Source organism: Brevundimonas sp. D3-1P (assembly GCF_055809335.1).
In genome coordinates this window covers 2,719,477-2,737,679 of the sequence record NZ_CM147908.1, presented here as the reverse complement: position 1 = coordinate 2,737,679, position 18,203 = coordinate 2,719,477, and the positions used below count along the sequence as shown (strand labels likewise).

Sequence of the window (18,203 nt, the reverse complement as noted above, 5' to 3'; positions counted from 1 at the left end):
CTCCATGATCTTGATTGCATTGTACGCGGCAGGTCTTTTCCTGCTGTTGCGTGAAGCCTTGCCTTGGCTGCGCGCAAAATCGTCTGGGATCGTGCATACGCGCGGACATCGCCGAACGGCAGTCCAGCGTGACGTGGAACCCGAAAGGTATGCCGTCCTCATGCACAATCGCTTCAAGGCGATGCTGCCGGGTGGAATGTTGCTGATCATCGCTGCGGCCTGGACGATCTGGACGATCATCGGCCTCATGCTTACGGTTCCCGAAACTTGACCAAGGCTCTGTGCGACGGCCAGAAATCTTGACCTGAAGCCGGGGCGCGCCTACGTCCCGGCCATGGCCCTCCGACGCATCCTCACCATCGACAACGCCGCCGACCTGGCGATCCTGAAGCAGGTCTCCAAGCCCGTGGCGGCCGTGGACGACGCCGTCCGCGCCCTGATGGACGACATGCTGGAGACCATGTACGACGCGCCCGGCATCGGCCTGGCCGCCGTGCAGATCGGCGCCCTGGACCGGGTCATCGTCATGGACCTGGGCGACAAGGACGGCGTGGTCTGCGAGACCGAGGAAGAGGCCGCCGAAAACGCCGAGGCGCGCAAGAACCCGCGCTTCTTCGCCAACCCCGAAATCCTGTGGGCTTCGGAAGAGCTCTACACCTACGAGGAAGGCTGCCTGTCGATCCCGGAGTATTTCGACAAGGTGGAACGCCCCGCCCGCGTCCGCATTCGCTATCTGAACCGTGACGGTCAGTCGGTGGAGGAGGAGGCCGAAGGTCTCTACGCCGTCTGCATCCAGCACGAGATGGACCATTTGAACGGCGTGCTCTTCATCGACCACCTGTCGCGGTTGAAGCGGGATCGCGCCGTGACCAAGGTCAAGAAGGCCGCCAAGGACAGGATCGCCGCCTGATGAAACGCACCGCCCGCCCCCTTCCGCGCCGCGGCCAGTCGCTGGTCATCGACACCGAAGGCCGTCGTCGCCTGACGCGCAGCCAGAAGGTCGGCGTCGCCGGCGTGGCGACCCTGGCGGGCGTGGCCCTGATCGGCGTGGTCGCGGGCCTGCTGCTGGACCGGCTGCTGGACTTCGACGACGCCCTGGACGCGGGCGGCGAGTGGGACGAAGGCGGCGGCGTCTTCACCCGCTGGCAGTAAGCGCCGCAACGTTCTAAAGGCGTGCCCATGCGCCTTGCCTTCATGGGAACTCCCGACTTCGCCGTGCCGTCCCTGGCCGAGTTGATCGCCTCGGGCCACGAGATCGTCGCCGTCTATTCGCAGCCGCCGCGCCCCAGGGGCCGGGGCCAGAAGCTGACGCCGTCGCCGGTCCACGCCTTCGCCGAGACCATGGGCCTGCCCGTCTTCACGCCGGAATCGATGAAGGCCCGGGAGGTGGTCGAGACCTTCCAGAGCCTGGACCTGGACGCCGCCTGCGTGGTCGCCTACGGCCATATCCTGAAGCCTGCGGTCCTGGAGGCGCCGCGTCTGGGATGCCTGAACCTGCATGGCTCCCTGCTTCCGCGCTGGCGCGGAGCGGCCCCGATCCAGCGGGCCATCATGGCCGGGGACAGGCAGACCGGCGTCCAGATCATGCAGATGAGCGAAGGGCTGGACGAGGGTCCGATCCTGCTCAGCGAACGGATGGACATTCATCCCGACGACACGGCCGCGACCCTGTCCGAGCGCATGGCCCATGTCGGCGCCGCGCTCTGGCCCCGCGCCCTGGCCGCCATCGAACGCGGCGGGGTCACGCCGTCGGATCAGGTCGGCGAGCCGACCTACGCCAGGAAGATCACGCCGGCCGAGACCCGGATCGACTGGACCCGCCCGGCGGCCGAGATCGACGCCCATATCCGCGGCCTGTCGCCCTTCCCCGGCGCCTGGTTCGAGGCGCCATCCGCGACGGGTCCGGTGCGGATCAAGGCCTTGCTGTCCGCCCTGGCAGCCGGCTCAGGCGCTGCGGGAACGGCGCTGGACGACGCCCTGACCGTGGCCTGCGGCGACGGCGCCGTGCGCCTGATCCGCGTCCAGCGCGAGGGCAAGGCTGCGCAATCGGCCGAGGAGATGCTGCGCGGCTTTCCCCTGACGGCCGGGACCGTGCTCGGCTGATGCCGCGCTACAAGCTGATCCTCGAATACGACGGCACGGCCTACAACGGCTTTCAGGCCCAGGACGGCCAGCCGACGGTGCAGGGGGCGATCGAGGACGCCGTCCACGCCTTCTCCGGCGAACGCATCCGCATCGCCGCCGCCGGCCGCACCGACACCGGCGTCCATGCGACGGCCCAGGTGATCCACGCCGATCTGGAGCGCGACTGGCCGCCCGCCACGGTCCTGAACGCGATGAACGCCCATCTGGCGCGTCAGGACGTCTGCGTGCTGACGGCCGAATACGCCCCCGATCCCGACTGGCACGCCCGCTTCTCGGCCACCGGACGGGGCTACCTGTATCGCATCCTGAACCGCCGCCCCCAGCCGGTGCTGGAGCGCGACCGGGTCTGGCACGTCAAGAAGCCGCTGGACGCCGAGGCCATGCATCATGCGGCCCAGGTCCTGGTCGGCCATCACGACTTCACCACCTTCCGCGACGTCGCCTGTCAGTCGAAGTCCCCGATCAAGACGCTGGACGTGGCCCGCGTCAGCCGCTTCGGCGAGGAGGTGCACCTGGTCTTCCAGGCCCGCAGCTTCCTGCACCGCCAGGTCCGCTCGATGGCCGGCACCCTGGTCGAGGTCGGCCTGGGCCGCTGGAGCGCCCACGACGTCAAGACCGCGCTGGAGGCGAAGGACCGCGCCCGCTGCGGCCCCGTCGCCCCGTCGGCAGGGCTCTATCTCAGCGGCGTGCGCTACGATTGAACCCCGCCTGTGGATGCGTCAGCCGCGCTTCCGCGCCAGCACCTCGGCGATCGGACCCGCGTTCAGGGCCGCGTTCTCCCTCAGGATGTCGCTGGAGACGAATACGCCCGGTCTATCCAAAGGGTGCGCCGCCGTTACGCGCCCGGGGAGTCTGGATCCGAGGACAAGCCTTGGGATGACGTAAAATACGCAGGCGGCCTCAAACCTTGGACAGGATCAGCGTGCCGTTGGTGCCGCCGAAGCCGAAGCTGTTGGACATGACGTGGGTCAGTTCGCCGTCGTGGCGCTGGCGCAGGATCGGCATCCCCTCGAAGGCCGGATCGAGGTTTTCGATATGGGCGCTCTCGGCGGCGAAGCCGTTCTGCATCATCAACAGGCAGTAGATGGCTTCCTGCGCCCCCGCCGCGCCCAGGCTGTGGCCCGTCAGCGACTTGGTCGAGGAGATCATCGGCGTCTGGTCGCCGAAGACGGCCCGGACGGCCTCCATCTCCTTGGCGTCGCCCACGGGGGTCGAGGTGCCGTGCGGGTTCAGATAGTCGATCTTCGGATTGCCGGCCTGTTCCAGCGCGATCTTCATGCAGCGCCGGGCGCCCTCGCCCGAGGGGGCCACCATGTCGTAGCCGTCGGCGTTGGCGCCATAGCCGGTGACTTCGGCGTAAATGGTCGCGCCGCGCGCCCTGGCCCGGTCGTATTCCTCCAGCACCACGATCCCCGCGCCGCCGGCGATGACGAAGCCGTCGCGATCCTTGTCATAGGCGCGCGAGGCGACCGACGGGGTCGCGTTGAAGTCGGACGACATGGCGCCCATGGCGTCGAACATGTTGGACATGGACCAGTCGATGTCCTCGCAGCCGCCGGCGAAGACCACGTCCTGCTTGCCCCACTGAATCTGTTCGACCCCGGCGCCGATGCAGTGGGCCGAGGTCGCGCAGGCCGAGGAGATCGAATAGTTGATCCCGCGCATCTGGAACCAGGTCGACAGCACCGCCGAAGGACCGCTGGCCATGGCCTTGGGCACGGCGAACGGGCCGATGCGCTTGGGCGAGGACTTCTCGACCGTGGTCGCCGCCGCCTGCAGGATCACCTGGGTCGAGGGGCCGCCCTCGCCCACGATCAGGCCGATGCGGTCGTCCTTGATCTCTTCGGCCGTCATGCCCGACGACTTCAGCGCCTCTTCGAAGGCGATGTGCGCCCAGGCCGTGCCGTTGGCCAGGAAACGGGCGGCGCGACGATCGACCAGTTCTTCCCACGGACCGATCCTGGGCGGCGCCCAGACCTGGCTGCGGAAGCCGTATTTGGCGTGATCGGAGGCGTGGACGACGCCCGACCGCGCCTCCCGCAGCGATTGGGTCACTTCCTCGGCGCCATGGCCGATGGAGGAGACGATGCCCAGGCCGGTGACGACGACACGACGCATGGTGTTTCCTTCTGAATGCTTTCGACCCGAAGGTCCTCCGCCTCGCGACGGAATATAGGGGCTCAGCCGCCGATTGGCTCATCCTTGGCGGCGCCAAATAGTCCTACCCGCATGTCGTTGCAGGTGTAGATGACCTGGCCGTCGGCCTCCAGCACGCCATCGGCGATGCCCATGACCAGCTTCCTGTTGATGACGCGCTTCAGGTGGATCCTGTAGACCACCTTCTTGACGTCCGGCGTCACCTGGCCGGTGAACTTGACCTCGCCGACGCCGAGCGCGCGCCCGCGGCCCGGCCCGCCGATCCAGCCCAGATAGAAGCCGACCAACTGCCACATGGCGTCCAGGCCCAGGCAGCCCGGCATGACCGGATCGCCGATGAAGTGGCACTGGAAGAACCAGAGCTCCGGATTGATGTCCAGTTCGGCCTCGACATAGCCCTTGCCGTGGTCGCCGCCGTCCGCATTGATCGTGACGATCCGGTCGAACATCAGCATCGGCGGGGCGGGCAGCTGAGCATTGCCCGGACCGAACAGTTCGCCGCGGCCCGAGGCGAGCAGGGCCTCGTGATCGAAGGACGAGGGATATTGGGACTGGGTCAAGGCGCTTCCGTTTCTTAAGACGTTGCGCGCGGGTTACACGACCGCGCCGCTTCGCTCAACAGCGGGGCGTCAGTTGCGGCCGGCGCCTGCCGGCCGGTTGGCGTTGCACAGGGCCCGTTCCTGGGTGCCGAACACCGCGCGCTGGGGCGTCCAGCCTTCCATCCGACGCGCCCGGACCTTGCACCAGCCGTCCTCGCATTCGTCCAGGGCGATCAGGGCGCGCGGCGACAGCCGGGCGCGGACGGAAGCGGTCTCGGACCGGCCCGAGCGGATGGGGATTTCCTGGGCCGTCGTGTTGAAGACATAGCGCCGCCCCGAGGACACGGTGCGGTGGATCCAGGCCACGGCCCCGTCGGGGTCGCAGATCTTGCGCCACTCGCTAGTCTCGGCGACCACCTGCACCGGCAGACCTGCGGCGCGGTATTCCCACAGGATCGGATAGTCCAGACCCGGTCCCTGGCGCGCGCGCACGTGCGACGACTTCAGCGAGATCCAGCGCGGCACCTGAAGTCCCGTGGGCGTGGGGCGCCCGTCGGGCATGGTCGCGCCCGCGCCGGTTCCCACGCCGAGCAGGACGCCCAGACCCAGAACGGCGAGAACGGCGGCGATGCGGCGTCGCAGACTTTGGAAGATGGCGGCGGCTTTGCTAGACACTGGATGGAACGACCCGTCGCGCGGGCTTTCGTCCCTTAAGAACCGCCGCCCGCAAACCAAGGCCCAGAATGTCCGCCCGCAAGCTTAAGGTCGTATTAACCAGACGTCTGCCCGACGCCGTCGAGACGCGGATGCGCGAGCTGTTCGACGCCGAGTTGAACCTGAAGGACCAGCCGATGGACCGCGCCGCCCTGGCGGCCGCCGTCCAGCGCGCCGAGGTTCTGGTGCCCACCATCACCGACGTCATCGACGCCGACCTGATTAATGGGGCGGGCGAGCAGTTGAAGATGATCGCCAACTTCGGCGCGGGCGTGGACCATATCGACGTCGACGCGGCGGTGGCGCGCGGCGTCATCGTCACCAACACCCCCGGCGTCCTAACCGAGGACACCGCCGATCTGGCCATGAGCTTGATCCTGGCCGTCAGCCGCCGCATCGTCGAGGGCGCCCAGGTCGTCGCTGAGGGCCGGTTCGAGGGCTGGACCCCGACCTGGATGTGCGGGCGCAAGCTGTGGGGCAAGCGGCTGGGGATCGTGGGCATGGGCCGGATCGGCCAGGCCCTGGCCCGGCGCGCCAAGGCCTTCGGCCTGCAGGTCCATTATCACAACCGCAAGCCCGTCCCGGCCCTGACCGAGGAAGAGCTGGGCGCGACCTATTGGGACGATCTGGACCAGATGCTGGCGCGGATGGACATCGTGTCGCTGAATTGCCCGGCGACCAAGGACACGCATCACCTGCTGTCGGCCGCACGGCTGTCCAGGCTCCAGCCCCACGCCATCCTGATCAACACGGCGCGCGGCGAACTGATCGACGAGGCGGCCCTGGCCCAGGCCGTGGCCATGCGGGCGGTCTCCGGCGTGGGACTGGACGTGTTCGAGAACGAGCCGGACATCCATCCCGGCCTGTTGGGCCAACCGAACGTGGTGCTTCTGCCCCACCTGGGTTCGGCGACGCTGGAGGCGCGTCAGGACATGGGCGACCGCGTCATCGCCAATGTCATGACCTATCAGAACGGCCACCGCCCGCCCGACCGCGTCATCCCGGCGATGCTTTAGGCCGAGGCCAGCAGCCGCTCGGCGGCCTGGGGGTATTTTTGCCCCAGCCGCGCCGCCCAATCGGCCTTGAGGGGCAGAGGCGCGCGCACCTCCCCGATCCGACGCTCGACCAGGGCGGCGGCCTCGCGGTGGGCGGGCCAGTCCATCAGAAACCCGAGCGCCGTCTCGAAATCCGCATAGGCGGCAGCATGGGCCAGGGCGCGATCCAGCGCCTCCACGTCGTCGAAGTCGGGCAGGCGGGCCAGATAGGCCCGCAGCGCCGGGGCCGACAGGTCGCGTTCGAACAAGGCCCAGCGCAATTCCTGCGCCTCGTCCTTGCGGCCCTCCGCCTCCATCAGGTCGATGGAGGCGGCCTCCCACGCCGGGGTCAGGCGCGGGGCGCCGCTTGGCGAGCGGCCGAAGGTCCAGCGGCGATTGGCCGGCGACGGTTGCAACGCGGCCTCCAGCGCCTTGCGCGCCTCGGCGACACGGCCCGCGATCAGCAGGCGTCGCGCCATGACGGCGGCGAAGTCGGGCGATCCGCGCTCCTCTGGCGTGACCAGCGACAGCCACAGATCCAGGTCGTCCGCCCGGTCGGCCAGGCGCCGCAGGACCGTGCGAATCCCGCGCGCGCCGGACGCCGTGTCCAACCCCTCCAACAGACGACGCGCCACGGCCGGGGCCAGGGCCTCGCCGCCCGCGCCGATCCAGCGGGCGTAGTCCAGCGGATGGTCCTGGATCGCCTGGACCAGGCGTTCGGCGACCCCGGAATCGCCCTCGATGGCCGCCTCGGCCGCCCGCCAAAGCGCCGGCGCGGCTGTTTCGAAGGCGTCCGCCAGCTCGCCGCGCGGATCCTTGACCCGCATCGACAGACTGCGGAACAGGTCGAACCAGGCCAGACGACGCTCCAGCCCCTCGGCGGGCGACAGGCGGCTCAGGGTCTCGACGCCTTCGTTCAGGACCGCCAGATCGCGCAGCAGGTCGGGCCGCTTGCGCCACGACACCCGCGCCCGGCCGGCCGCCAGGGTCGCCAATCGTTTGTCCAACTCCAGCGCCAGGGCGTCCGCGCCCGCCTCTCCCGCCAGGATCAGCCGCAGACGACGTTTCAGGATCGGGTCCGCATCGGCCGCCTGCATCAGCAGCTCGCCCAGCCGGTCCGCCCCCAGTCCGCTCAGATTGGCGGCGTTCAGACGTTTGGGCGCGGCGGGTCTGCGGGCCATCGGGCCTCCTCTTTTCACACGTCTGTCGAACGCGCCTTATACGGCTGTCGAAAACCGCAGGCATGAGCGGAACCGCCGCGGACGGACTTCGTTTCCGGCGTCCTGTTCAAGGAAGCATCGCGTTGGATTCCTACTATTGCATCGTCAATCTGCCCGGCGCGCCGGTCAGGGACATCTGCGTTCTGGACGCCTCGGACGATCAGTCGGCCAATCGGGCGCTCGAGGACGTGGCGCGCAACTGGGCCGGGTTCGAGACCCTGTATCTCTATTGCGGCGAGCGGCTGGTCACGGTTCTGAGCAATCCCGCCCTAGGGTTCGCCGCGCCGCTGAACGATCTGGACCTGGCCGACGTGCGCTTCCTCAACGCCGCCTGACCGGTCCGCCGCCGCAGACCGAACAGGTCGGATCGGCCGCGACCCGGACCGTGCGCCCCGCGCCCGCCAGGCCGTCGTAGAGCATCAGCCGCCCCGTCAGCGTCTGGCCCGCCCCGGCGATCAGCTTGATCGCCTCCAGGGCCGCCATGGACCCGATCACCCCGGCCAGGGCGCCGACCACCCCGACGCGGGCGCAAGTCTCCGCATCCGGCGGAATATCGGGAACCAGACATTGATAGCAGGGCCGGCCGGCGAACACCCCGACCTGTCCGCTCCAGCGCCCCAGGGCGCCCGACACCAAAGGGCGGCCCGCCGCCACGCAGGCGGCGTTGACGCACAGCCGCGTCTGAAAATCGTCGGTTCCGTCCAACACCAGGTCGTAGGCCGCGATCCGCTCGGCCGCATTGGCCGGGGTCAGGCGTTCGGCGTGGGTTTCGACGGCGACATGAGGGTTCAGCCGCGTCAGCCGATCCGCCGCCGCCGCGACCTTGGCCTGCCCGACCTCGGCGGTCGAAAAGGCGATCTGGCGCTGAAGATTGGACAGGCCCACCGCATCGTCGTCGATCAGCCCCAGCGTCCCCACGCCCGCTGCCGCCAGATAGAGGGCGGCAGGCGAGCCCACGCCGCCGACGCCGACGATCAGCACGCGCGCGCGCTTCAGCGCCTGCTGCCCCGGCCCGCCCACCTCGGACAGGACCAGGTGGCGCGCATAGCGTTCGACTTCGTCTTCGGAAAAGATCACGCCCCCATCTAGCGATCCCGGCGACGGATCGCGAGGGGCGACCGTCACACGGCGCTCGCCGCCGCAGGCGCGATCTCGGCCAGCAGTCGGTCCAGCGCGGCCTCCCCGTCGGTCCCTTCGAAGTCCGACGCCAGGAAATGCGCCATGCCCGGCGTCGCCTCGACGCGCGCCATGGCCCAGTCGGGGAACATCCGCGCGGCGACGGCCCGGTCATCGACAATGCGCAGGCCGGAATGGCGGCCGTCCGCCCGCACGCGCGCAAGCGTCCGGTCCAGGTCGACGCGGGCGCCTTCCAGCACCTGCAGGAAGCGGCCGTCGTGGCGCATCAGGACGCCGGTCAGCTGATCGCGCCGGTTGTTGCGGTCCGACACGCCGATGATGTCGACCAAGGGCATCAGGCCGGACGCGGCCGGGCCGGCGGCCTCGCTGACATAGACGACGCGGAACAGGGCCATGGACTCACTCATACGCAACTGTGGGCCGCGGCCCGGCCGCAGAGTGCTAGGCCAAGAGCGTTAATAGATTGCAGCAGGGGTCCGGCGTCCAGCGATCGTCCTGGCGGGCCCCCGACCCGAGCCATCAGGCGCGCGTCGGCATCGGTTCCGAGGCCCGGGCTTGATCGGCCGGGCCGTCCTGTCCATCTGTCGGACATGACCCGATCCTTCGACCCGACCGCATCCGCCTTTCCCGACTGGCACGGCACGACCATTCTGGCGGTGCGCAAGGACGGCCGCACGGTGATCGCCGGCGACGGCCAGGTCTCAATGGGCCCGACCATCGTCAAGGGCGCCGCGCGCAAGGTGCGCACCCTGGCCGGCGGCAAGGTGGTGGCCGGTTTCGCCGGCGCCACGGCCGACGCCTTCACCCTGATCGAACGGCTGGAGGCCAAGCTGGAGCAGTATCCAGACCAGTTGGCCCGCGCCTGCGTCGACCTGGCCAAGGACTGGCGCACCGACCGCTATCTGCGCCGCCTGGAGGCGATGCTGCTGGTGGCGGACAAGTCGTCGATCTTCACCGTCACCGGCGTCGGCGACGTGCTGGAGCCGGAATACGGCGTCGCGGCCGTCGGCTCGGGCGGCAATTACGCCCTGTCGGCCGCCCGCGCCCTGATCGAGGAAACCGACCTCGACGCCGAACAGATCGCCAGGAAGGCGATGAAGATCGCCGCCGAAATCTGCGTCTACACCAATGGCAATCTGACGGTGGAGACGCTGGAGTCCTGACGCGCGCCGGCCTCGCCTGGCTCATCGCGCGTCGTCCTGCGCCCCTTCGTCGGCGACCGGATAACCCTGGGCCGAGGCCCAGGTCTGGGCTTCGCGTATCGAAAAGAAGGCGCCGTCATGACGACGCCGCGCCCCGCCGTCCTCCACCAGTTCGCACTCCCACCATCGGATGGTGCGGCGATCGGAGGTGTTGCAGGTTCGGGCGACGAGAAGGGCGTGGGGCGTCATGCCACGCTTCAACGAAGGGCCTCGGGGCCGGTTCCTCCGGCGCGCCGATTTATCGTTTCCAGCCAAGCCCTTGCGCCGAAAAGGCCCGGCGGAGCGGGCCGAGCCTGGCCGGCGCAATTTGCGGTCGCCCTCCCCTTGGCTTAAGCGCGCGCCATGAGCAAAGCCGACATCCCTTCGTCAGCCTCGGGTCCGACCCGCCCCCTCGCGCGCAATCCTCGCGGTTTCGCCGACAAGCGCGGCCGCGACCTGACCGCCGAGCGCCGCATCGTGGCGCGCGTGTCCCAGGTCTACGAGCGCTGGGGTTTCGAGCCGCTGGAGACGCCGGCCTTCGAATACGCCGATGCGCTCGGCAAGTTCCTGCCCGACGCCGACCGTCCCAACGAAGGCGTTTTCGCGCTTCAGGACGACGCGGGGTCGGACGAGCCAGGCGAGTGGATGGCCCTGCGCTACGACCACACCGCGCCCCTGGCCCGGTTCGCGGCCCAGACCTGGGAGACCCTGCCCAAGCCGTTCCGGCGCTACGCCTATGGCCCCGTCTGGCGGAACGAGAAGCCCGGCCCCGGCCGCTTCCGCGAGTTCTGGCAATGCGACGCCGACACCGTCGGCTCGGATCGGCCGGAAGCGGACGCTGAAATCATCGCCATGGCCTGCGAGGGCCTGGGCGGCGCCGGGCTCGACGCCGGACAGGCCCAGATCCGCGTCTCCAACCGCAAGCTGTTCGACGGCCTGTTCGACGCGGGCGGCGTGACCGAGGCCGGTCAGCGCCTGACGGTCCTTCGCGCCATCGACAAGTTCGACCGCCTGGGCTGGGCCGGCGTGGTCCAGCTGCTGGGCGAAGGCCGCCTGGACGAGTCCGGCGACTACACCAAGGGCGCGCAACTGCCCGCCAAGGTCACGGCGGCTATCGAAGCCTTCCTGGCCTCGGCCAATACGCCGGGCCTGTCGCGGGCCGAGACCCTGGACGCCGTGGCCCGCTCGGGCGACCTGGGCGCGGCGGGCGAGGCGGCGCTGAACGAACTGGCCGCCATCGACCGGGCGCTGAACGCCATGCGGGTGGATCAGGGCGCGGTGAAGTTCGATCCGACCATCGTGCGGGGCCTGGAATATTACACCGGGGCGGTGTTCGAGGCCGAACTGCTGCTGGACACCGTCGACGACAAGGGCCGGCCGGTGCGGTTCGGCTCCATCGGCGGGGGCGGCCGCTACGACGACCTGGTCGCCCGCTTCACCGGCCAGAGCGTGCCGGCGACCGGCTTCTCCTTCGGCGTGTCGCGTCTGGCCTCGGCCCTGCGCGCTGCTGGTCGCGGCGCCGAGGATGCGACGCGGGGCCCGGTCGTGGTCATCGTCTTCTCGGAGGACGATATGTCCCACTATCTGGACGCCGTCGCCGAACTGCGCGCCGCCGGCGTTGCCGCCGAGCTTTATCTGGGTCGGGCCGGCATGAAGGCCCAGATGAAATACGCCGATCGGCGCGGCGCCCCGGCCGTGGTCATCCTGGGCGGAGACGAGATCGCGGCGGGCGAGGTCACGATCAAGGACCTGGACGCCGGGCGCGCCGCCGCCGCCGCCATCGCCGACAACGACGCCTGGAAGGCCGCGCGTCCGGGCCAGATGACGATCCCGCGCGACGGGCTGATCACGGCGATCAAGGGTATTATCGAATAAGTTTCGATAATACTGGGCGGCGAAAATGGGTTATCAGCGATAAGTCGAAGAAAGTTCGACTTTGGTGAAACGGGCCGTTGACGACCGACCGGCCCTTGCGTCAAATGAACTCACTCGAGAGCAAGCGTTGCTCAAGCGCGCAGCACTCGAAGGCGTTTCGGGGAGGAAACGTCCGCTCTTTAAAGAGCAAGATAGCCCGCTGCGATGTATCCCCCGCAGCGGGCTTTTCTATGCCTGAAATCCAGTTGCGACCTTGGGGTTGAAGGCCCGTGGAGCCTTGGGCCAGCGACGGGGCAGGCAAGAAAAAGGCCGGGGCGAACCCCGGCCTTTTCCGTCTATAGAAGACCCGTCGCCTACCAGATGCGAACGCGCTGGTCCGGCGTCAGATAGTATTTGGTTCCCGGCTGGACGTCGAAGGCGTCGTACCAGGCGTCCACGTTCCGCAGCGGGCCGATGACGCGGAACTGGGCGGCCGAGTGCGGGTCGGTGGCGACCTGCTGCTTCAGCGCCTCGTCGCGATACTTCGACTGCCAGACCTGGGCCCAGCCGTAGAAGAAGCGCTGGTCGCCGGTCGTGCCGTCGATCACCGGCGCGGGCTGGCCGTTCAGCGACAGGTGGTAGGCTTCCAGGCCCACGGCCACGCCCGAGGCGTCGCCGATGTTTTCGCCCATCGTAAGGCCGGGGTTGATGTGATAGCCGGCGATCGGCTCGTAGGTGGCGTACTGCTCGCCCAGGCGCGCGGTGAGGGCCTCGAACCGGGCCTTGTCCTCGGCCGTCCACCAGTTGCGAAGCACGCCGTCGCCGTCGGACTTGGAGCCCTGGTCGTCGAAGCCGTGGCCGATCTCGTGGCCGATCACCCCGCCGATGCCGCCATAGTTGACCGCCGCATCGCCGTTCGGATCGAAGAAGGGCGGCTGCAGGATCGCGGCCGGGAAGACGATCTCGTTGTTGGCCGAGTTGTAGTAGGCGTTGACCGTCTGCGGGGTCATGCCCCATTCGGACTTGTCGACCGGCTCGTTCAGGCGCGACAGATCGTAGTTCCACTCGAACAGACCTTTGCGCTCGGCGTTGCCGACCAGGTCGTCGGCGCGGACGTCCAGGCCGGAATAGTCGCGCCACTTGTCGGGATAGCCGATCTTGACGGTGAATTTCCGCAGCTTCTCCTGGGCCGCCGCCTTGGTCTCGGCCCCCATCCAGGTCAGGTTGTCGATCCGGTGCGACAGGGCGGTGCGCAGATTGGCGACCAGCTCTTCCATCTTGGCCTTGGATTCGGCCGGGAAATACTGGGCGACGTACAGACGGCCCGTCGCCTCGCCCAGCGAGCCCTCGGCGAAGGAGATGGCGCGTTTTTCGCGGGTGCGCTGCTCGGGCTGGCCCGACAGGTCGCGCGAACGGAACTCCCACTGGGCGTCCGAGAACCGCTTGGACATCAGCGGCGCCATGTCGTCGGCGGTGTGGAAGGCCTCCCACGCCTGCAACAGGGCAACTGGCGTCTCGGCGTAGAGGGCCGCGATCTTGGGCATGGCCGTGTCCTGGCGCACGATCAGGCGCGGCACGCCGCCCAGCTTGGCGGCGTCGTAATAGGCCTGCCAGTCGAAGCCCGGCGCCTGCTGGACCAGCTGGGCGATGGTGAACTCGTTATAGGTCTTGTCGCGATTGCGGTTCTCGACCGGGCTCCAGTGGGCCTGGGCGATCTTCTCTTCCAGGGCGACGATCTGGGCGGCGGTCTCGGCCGGATTGTCCCAGCCGATCATCGTCAGCATCCGGCCGACATAGGCCTGATACTTCTCCTTCTTGTCCGCATAGCGGGCGTCCAGATAGTAGTCGCGGTTCGGCAGGCCCAGGCCCGACTGGCCGGTCGAGACGACGTAGCGGTTGGGCTGTTTCGCGTCGATGGTGATGCCGGTGCCGAAGAAGGACGCGCCGAAACGGCCGACCGTCTGGCCCATGTAGACGGCCATCTTCTCATGGCTGTCGGCGGCGCGGATGGCCGCCAGATAGGGTTGCAGCGGCTGGGCGTCCAGCTGTTCGATGCGCGCCTCGTCGATGTAGGAGCGGTAGGCGTCGGCGATCTTGGCCTCGTCCGAGCCGGGGGCCAGGTCGGTGCGCGCGGCCAGGCCCGTGACCAGTTCCTTCATCCGGTTGTCCGACAGTTCGCGCAGCAGGGCGAAAGAGCCGTAGCTGGTGCGGTCCGACGGAATGACCAGCTTCTCCAGCGCCTTGCCGTTGGCGTACTGGAAGAAGTCGCCGCCCGGCTTGACCGACGTATCGCGGCCCGCCAGGTCGAAGCCCCAGGTTCCGTAGCGGGGCGCCTGGGTTCCCTGCCAGCCGGCCGCCGTCTCTTCGCCCGAGAACAGCGAGACGATCGAGCAGGTCTCGTCGATGCAGGCGTGGTCGTGATCGGCGTCCTGGGCGAAGGCGGCGCTGGCGGGCAGCAGAAGGGCGCCGACGGCGGCGCCGATAAGCAGTCGTTTCATCACGGGATCCTAGGCTCCGCCCCGGAAATGGACGGTTCGGCCGGGACCCTAGCCCCGGAGAGGGGGCTGTCGCCTTAAAAAAAATTCATGAAAGCGCTGCGACATCTCGCCACCGTCGCCGGTTCGGGTTCAGATGCGGCCGGACGGAGGGGCGATGCACGGGCACGGCGGCGACTACAAGGATCTGGTGGTCTTCTTGGCCGCCGCAGGCGTGATCGTGCCTCTGGTCAACCGGCTGAAGATCAGTCCGGTGCTGGGTTTCCTGGCTGCCGGCGTGCTGCTTGGCCCCGACGGCCTGGGTCGCTTCGCCGCCGCGCTGCCCTGGCTGTCGTGGCTGACCATCGGCGACCCGGCCCAGTTGGCGCAACTGTCCGAACTGGGGGTGGCCTTCCTGCTGTTCATGATCGGGCTGGAGCTGTCGTGGGAGCGGCTGCGGGCCATGCGCCGGCTGGTCTTCGGTCTGGGGCTGATGCAGGTCGTGGTCTGCGCGGCCGTGATCGGGGCGGGCTTCCTGCTGATCGGCCAGACCTTGGCCAGCGCGGCCGTCCTGGGCATGGGCCTGGCTCTGTCCTCGACCGCCGTGGTCATGCCGGTCCTGGCCGAGCGCGGGCGGCTGAAGGGGGTGGTCGGCCGCTCCACCTTCGCCATCCTGCTGGCCCAGGACCTGTCGGTCGCTCCCATATTGATCACGGTGACGGTGCTGGCCGCCGTGGCCCAGCAGGGCGGCGCCCCGGATCCGGCGATCCTGGGCCGGTCGCTGTTCACCCTGGTTCCGGCGGCGGTGGGGCTGGGCCTGCTGGTGGTGCTGGGCCGGGTCGTGCTCAGACCCATGTTCCGCTCGGTGGCCAGGGCGCGAAAGGCGGCCCAGGGCGGGGAGCTGTTCGTGGCCGCCAGCTTGCTGGTGGTGGTCGGCGCCGGGCTGGCGGCCCAGGCCAGCGGCCTGTCGATGAGCATCGGCGCCCTGGTCGCCGGCGTCCTGCTGGCCGAGACCGAGTTCCGGCGCGAGGTCGAGGTCTCGATCGAGCCGTTCAAGGGGCTGCTGCTGGGCGTCTTCTTCGTCGGCGTCGGCCTGGGGCTGGACCTGGACGCCATCGCCGCCGATCCGGCCGGGATCTTCGGCCTGGCCCTGGCCTTGACGGTCGTCAAGGCCGGCGTCGTCTTCGGCCTGACCCGGCTGTGGGGCCTGGGCGCCCGCCCGGCGCTGGAGACGGCCCTGGTGCTGGCCCCGGCCGGGGAGTTCGCCTTCGTCGTCTTCGCCACCGGCATGGTCGAGGGCCTGGCCCCGCCCGGCCTGACCAACACCGTGGCCCTGGCGGCCACCGTCAGCATCTTCTCCATCCCCCTGCTGGCCATGATCGGCCAGCGACTGGCCCGAAGGGCCGGGCCGGACGCGGCCCTGCCGGACATCCCCGCCCCGGCGACGGCGGACGGCGCCGTCATCGTCGTCGGCTTCGGGCGGGTGGGGCGCCTGATCGGCGAGATGCTGAAGGAACACGCCCAGCCCTTCATCGCCCTGGACACCGACGCCGGCGCGGTCGCCGCCGGCCGGCGCGACGGGTTCGAGGTCTTCTATGGCGACGCAGGCCGGCGCGAGATGCTGCAGCATTGCGGCGTCCAGTCCGCCCGCGCCCTGGTCGTGACCATGGACGCCCCGGCCAAGGTGGACGAGGTGGTCCAGGCCGCCCGGGCGATGCGCGACGACCTGATCCTGATCGCGCGCGCCCGCGACGACCAGCACGCGGTGCGCCTGTACGGCCTGGGCGTCACCGACGCCGTGCCCGAGACGACCGAGGCCAGCCTGCAGCTGGCCGAGAACATCCTGGTCGATCTGGGCGTTCCGATAGGCCTGGTCCTGGCCTCGATACACGAGCGGCGCGACCGATTCCGCAAGGCCTTCCAGGCCGCGACGCCGGCCGAGCGCCGCAACCGCCCCAGCCGCGCCCTGCGCCGCACGGTCCGCAACCCGCGTTCCGAGACCGGCGGGCGCTAGGCTTGTGCCTGCGGTCGGCGGCGGACCCATTTTCGTCATGGTTCCGTGATGCAAGCGGGGTCCGCCTGTTGCTGCGCCGGGAGCGGAAAGCGCCTGTACGTCCCGGTGTGGGCCGCGGTCTTCACCTCAAGTCGCCTTCGAACCCGTCCGCGGCGTTCGGGACTCAAAGTAGAGTAAAAGTCTGATTTCATGACCGATACCGTCGCAAGCCTCGCCGTCGAACCCCGCTTGAACCGCCGCCAGGCCGCCAAGATCCGCACACGGCAGAAGGTTCTGGACGCCGCCCGCTCCCTGTTCGCCGAGCGGGGCTACGAGCCCGCCACGATCCGCGACATCGCCAAGGGCGCGGGCATGTCCACCGGCGCCGTCTTCGCCAACTTCCAGGACAAGGCCGAACTGTTCGAAGCCGTTCTGACCGAGGACATGACGCGCCTGGCCGAGGTCGTCGAGGCCGCCGCGCCCGAGGGCGAACCGGTCCGCCAGCGCCTGGTCAGCGCCCTGACCGCCGGCTATCAGTCCTCGCTGGACCAGCTGCCGCTGTTCCAGGCCATCGTCGCCCGCTCCTGGTTCCAGCCCTTGGCCGCCGAGATGCGCGCGCGCGCCGCGACCAAGAACCTGCTGCTGGCCATCGGCGGCATCCTGCAGGAGGCCGTGGCCAAGGGCGAACTGAGCAAGGACGCCGACATCCGCCTTTTGGTCGAATTGATCTGGGACGCCTATCTGTCCAACTATCGCCGCGCCGCCTATGACGAATGGGACGCTCAGGCGCTGTCGGACCATATGGGCAAGCAGATCGACGTGATCCTGGCCGGCGCCCTGGCGACCAGATAGGTCGTCGTCCAAGCCATGCGAAGAGGCCGGGCTCGCTGCGCGCGCCCGGCCTTTTTTCCATCAGACGCGCCGCTTCAGGGTGACGTAGAAGGCGCCGTTCCCGCCATGCCTGCGATGGGCGGCGGTGAAACCGGACACCACGCCGCGCAGGGCCGGCGCCTGCATCCACTCGCCGAACGCCTGGCGGATCACGCCGCCCCCCATCCGCCCCTGGCCGGTGATGACCAGCACCGCCCGCATCCCGCGCGCCTGGCACGATGTCAGGAAGCCGCGCAGTTGATCCTCGGCCTCGAACCGGCCGAAGCCGTGCAGGTCGATTCGCGCCTCGATGGGATCGCGTTCACGCGACAGCCGCTGCTTACGGCGCGGCTCCAGGTCTTCCGGGGGGGGCTTGGGACGCGGCGACGGAGCGGGACTCTTGTGCGGCGACGGCGGCGGGACCAGGCGGGGCGTCGGCTTCGTCGACGCCGGTTTCGGCGAAAGGCGTGCAGGCGCTTGCGGCGAAACCGCGATCTCGGTCGGCGTCTCGGCGCCAGGCGTGACGCGGGCGGCCTTTCTCACGCGGGGCGGGGCGACGGAGCTGGAGACGCGGGTCCAGATGCGCCGATCCTCGGGCGTCAGTCCGTTCTCGTCGCGCCCCGGCCCCTTTCGTCTCATGGCGCCTCGTCGTCCTCCAGGACGTCGGCCGGGCCCGGCTCGTGGACCAGCAGGTCGCCGGGTTGGCAATCCAGTTCGCGGCACAGGGCGTCCAGGGTCGAGAACCGCACGGCCCGCGCCTTGCCGGTCTTCAGGATCGACAGATTGGCCACCGTCACCCCGACCCGATCCGCCAGTTCGGTCAGGGACATGCGGCGCTCCACGAGAACGCGGTCGAGCTGGACGCGAATGGCCATGCGGAAATCC

The 18,203-nt window shown here is 69.2% G+C and carries 21 protein-coding genes; 11 read left to right on the top strand and 10 right to left on the bottom strand.

Going from position 1 to position 18,203, the window contains the following annotated elements; translation table 11 throughout:
* Nucleotides 1-4: 4 nt before the first annotated feature.
* The 5 genes from AC0L6G_RS13820 (at nucleotide 5) to truA (ending at nucleotide 2,846) form a co-directional block, all read left to right on the top strand.
* Nucleotides 5-271, top strand: a complete 267-nt coding sequence (locus AC0L6G_RS13820; protein ID WP_293827312.1) for a hypothetical protein — start codon at nucleotides 5-7, stop codon at nucleotides 269-271.
* Nucleotides 272-334: 63 nt separating this feature from the next.
* Complete coding sequence (gene def / locus AC0L6G_RS13815) at nucleotides 335-910, top strand: peptide deformylase (protein ID WP_293827311.1); 576 nt, start codon at nucleotides 335-337, stop codon at nucleotides 908-910.
* A complete protein-coding gene (locus AC0L6G_RS13810) occupies nucleotides 910-1,152 on the top strand; it encodes a hypothetical protein (RefSeq protein WP_291537078.1) in 243 nt (80 codons plus the stop codon). Before def ends, AC0L6G_RS13810 begins: the two co-directional genes overlap by 1 nt.
* 27 nt (nucleotides 1,153-1,179) lie before the next feature.
* On the top strand, nucleotides 1,180-2,103 hold the full coding sequence (fmt, locus tag AC0L6G_RS13805) for a methionyl-tRNA formyltransferase (RefSeq protein ID WP_293827310.1): 924 nt from the start codon (nucleotides 1,180-1,182) through the stop codon (nucleotides 2,101-2,103).
* Nucleotides 2,103-2,846 (top strand): tRNA pseudouridine(38-40) synthase TruA, encoded by a 744-nt coding sequence (gene truA / locus AC0L6G_RS13800; RefSeq protein ID WP_293827309.1) that lies wholly within the window; start codon nucleotides 2,103-2,105, stop codon nucleotides 2,844-2,846. Before fmt ends, truA begins: the two co-directional genes overlap by 1 nt.
* A 199-nt stretch (nucleotides 2,847-3,045) precedes the next feature.
* On the opposite strand, the gene fabB is transcribed toward truA, so the two are convergent.
* The 3 genes from fabB to AC0L6G_RS13785 form a co-directional block, all read right to left on the bottom strand.
* Nucleotides 3,046-4,263: a beta-ketoacyl-ACP synthase I gene (fabB, locus tag AC0L6G_RS13795; RefSeq protein ID WP_293827308.1), complete on the bottom strand. Its 1,218-nt coding sequence runs from the start codon at nucleotides 4,261-4,263 to the stop codon at nucleotides 3,046-3,048.
* Between the two features lie 62 nt (nucleotides 4,264-4,325).
* Nucleotides 4,326-4,862: a 3-hydroxyacyl-[acyl-carrier-protein] dehydratase FabA gene (fabA, locus tag AC0L6G_RS13790; RefSeq protein ID WP_291537074.1), complete on the bottom strand. Its 537-nt coding sequence runs from the start codon at nucleotides 4,860-4,862 to the stop codon at nucleotides 4,326-4,328.
* 69 nt (nucleotides 4,863-4,931) lie between these two features.
* Complete coding sequence (locus AC0L6G_RS13785; protein WP_291537073.1) at nucleotides 4,932-5,516, bottom strand: SH3 domain-containing protein; 585 nt, start codon at nucleotides 5,514-5,516, stop codon at nucleotides 4,932-4,934.
* Nucleotides 5,517-5,584: 68 nt separating this feature from the next.
* Between AC0L6G_RS13785 and AC0L6G_RS13780 the strand changes: the two genes are divergently transcribed.
* On the top strand, nucleotides 5,585-6,571 hold the full coding sequence (locus AC0L6G_RS13780) for a 2-hydroxyacid dehydrogenase (RefSeq protein WP_293827307.1): 987 nt from the start codon (nucleotides 5,585-5,587) through the stop codon (nucleotides 6,569-6,571).
* Here AC0L6G_RS13780 and AC0L6G_RS13775 read toward each other — a convergent pair.
* Nucleotides 6,568-7,770 carry a DUF6880 family protein gene (locus AC0L6G_RS13775; RefSeq protein WP_293827306.1) on the bottom strand — a complete coding sequence of 401 codons (1,203 nt, stop codon included), beginning with the start codon at nucleotides 7,768-7,770 and terminating at the stop codon, nucleotides 6,568-6,570. The genes AC0L6G_RS13780 and AC0L6G_RS13775 overlap by 4 nt on opposite strands.
* A 122-nt stretch (nucleotides 7,771-7,892) precedes the next feature.
* Between AC0L6G_RS13775 and AC0L6G_RS13770 the strand changes: the two genes are divergently transcribed.
* On the top strand, nucleotides 7,893-8,144 hold the full coding sequence (locus AC0L6G_RS13770; protein WP_291537069.1) for a hypothetical protein: 252 nt from the start codon (nucleotides 7,893-7,895) through the stop codon (nucleotides 8,142-8,144).
* Here AC0L6G_RS13770 and AC0L6G_RS13765 read toward each other — a convergent pair.
* Nucleotides 8,131-8,886 carry a HesA/MoeB/ThiF family protein gene (locus tag AC0L6G_RS13765; protein ID WP_293827304.1) on the bottom strand — a complete coding sequence of 252 codons (756 nt, stop codon included), beginning with the start codon at nucleotides 8,884-8,886 and terminating at the stop codon, nucleotides 8,131-8,133. The two genes, AC0L6G_RS13770 and AC0L6G_RS13765, sit on opposite strands and share 14 nt — an antisense overlap.
* Nucleotides 8,887-8,930: 44 nt before the next feature.
* Nucleotides 8,931-9,341, bottom strand: a complete 411-nt coding sequence (locus AC0L6G_RS13760) for a BLUF domain-containing protein (RefSeq protein ID WP_293827303.1) — start codon at nucleotides 9,339-9,341, stop codon at nucleotides 8,931-8,933.
* Between the two features lie 195 nt (nucleotides 9,342-9,536).
* On the opposite strand from AC0L6G_RS13760, the gene hslV reads away from it, so the two are divergent.
* Nucleotides 9,537-10,109, top strand: a complete 573-nt coding sequence (gene hslV / locus AC0L6G_RS13755; protein ID WP_473252487.1) for an ATP-dependent protease subunit HslV — start codon at nucleotides 9,537-9,539, stop codon at nucleotides 10,107-10,109.
* Nucleotides 10,110-10,130: 21 nt separating this feature from the next.
* On the opposite strand, the gene AC0L6G_RS13750 is transcribed toward hslV, so the two are convergent.
* Nucleotides 10,131-10,337, bottom strand: a complete 207-nt coding sequence (locus tag AC0L6G_RS13750) for a hypothetical protein (protein ID WP_473252486.1) — start codon at nucleotides 10,335-10,337, stop codon at nucleotides 10,131-10,133.
* 153 nt (nucleotides 10,338-10,490) lie between these two features.
* Between AC0L6G_RS13750 and hisS the strand changes: the two genes are divergently transcribed.
* Nucleotides 10,491-12,002, top strand: a complete 1,512-nt coding sequence (gene hisS / locus AC0L6G_RS13745) for a histidine--tRNA ligase (protein ID WP_473252485.1) — start codon at nucleotides 10,491-10,493, stop codon at nucleotides 12,000-12,002.
* A 353-nt stretch (nucleotides 12,003-12,355) separates the two neighbouring features.
* Here the strand turns inward: hisS and AC0L6G_RS13740 are convergent, their stop codons facing one another.
* Nucleotides 12,356-14,479, bottom strand: a complete 2,124-nt coding sequence (locus tag AC0L6G_RS13740) for a M13 family metallopeptidase (protein ID WP_293827301.1) — start codon at nucleotides 14,477-14,479, stop codon at nucleotides 12,356-12,358.
* 154 nt (nucleotides 14,480-14,633) lie between these two features.
* Between AC0L6G_RS13740 and AC0L6G_RS13735 the strand changes: the two genes are divergently transcribed.
* Both AC0L6G_RS13735 and AC0L6G_RS13730 read left to right on the top strand, forming a co-directional pair.
* Nucleotides 14,634-16,469 carry a cation:proton antiporter domain-containing protein gene (locus tag AC0L6G_RS13735; protein ID WP_293827300.1) on the top strand — a complete coding sequence of 612 codons (1,836 nt, stop codon included), beginning with the start codon at nucleotides 14,634-14,636 and terminating at the stop codon, nucleotides 16,467-16,469.
* A gap of 189 nt (nucleotides 16,470-16,658) precedes the next feature.
* On the top strand, nucleotides 16,659-17,300 hold the full coding sequence (locus AC0L6G_RS13730; RefSeq protein WP_293827299.1) for a TetR/AcrR family transcriptional regulator: 642 nt from the start codon (nucleotides 16,659-16,661) through the stop codon (nucleotides 17,298-17,300).
* A 60-nt stretch (nucleotides 17,301-17,360) separates the two neighbouring features.
* Here AC0L6G_RS13730 and AC0L6G_RS13725 read toward each other — a convergent pair whose 3' ends face one another.
* A complete protein-coding gene (locus AC0L6G_RS13725; protein ID WP_293827298.1) occupies nucleotides 17,361-17,957 on the bottom strand; it encodes a Smr/MutS family protein in 597 nt (198 codons plus the stop codon).
* The gene (locus tag AC0L6G_RS13720) at nucleotides 17,954-18,193 is read right to left on the bottom strand and encodes a helix-turn-helix domain-containing protein (protein WP_291539532.1); all 240 of its coding nucleotides are present in this window, start codon (nucleotides 18,191-18,193) and stop codon (nucleotides 17,954-17,956) included. The genes AC0L6G_RS13725 and AC0L6G_RS13720 overlap by 4 nt, the downstream gene beginning before the upstream one ends.
* Nucleotides 18,194-18,203 lie beyond the last annotated feature (10 nt).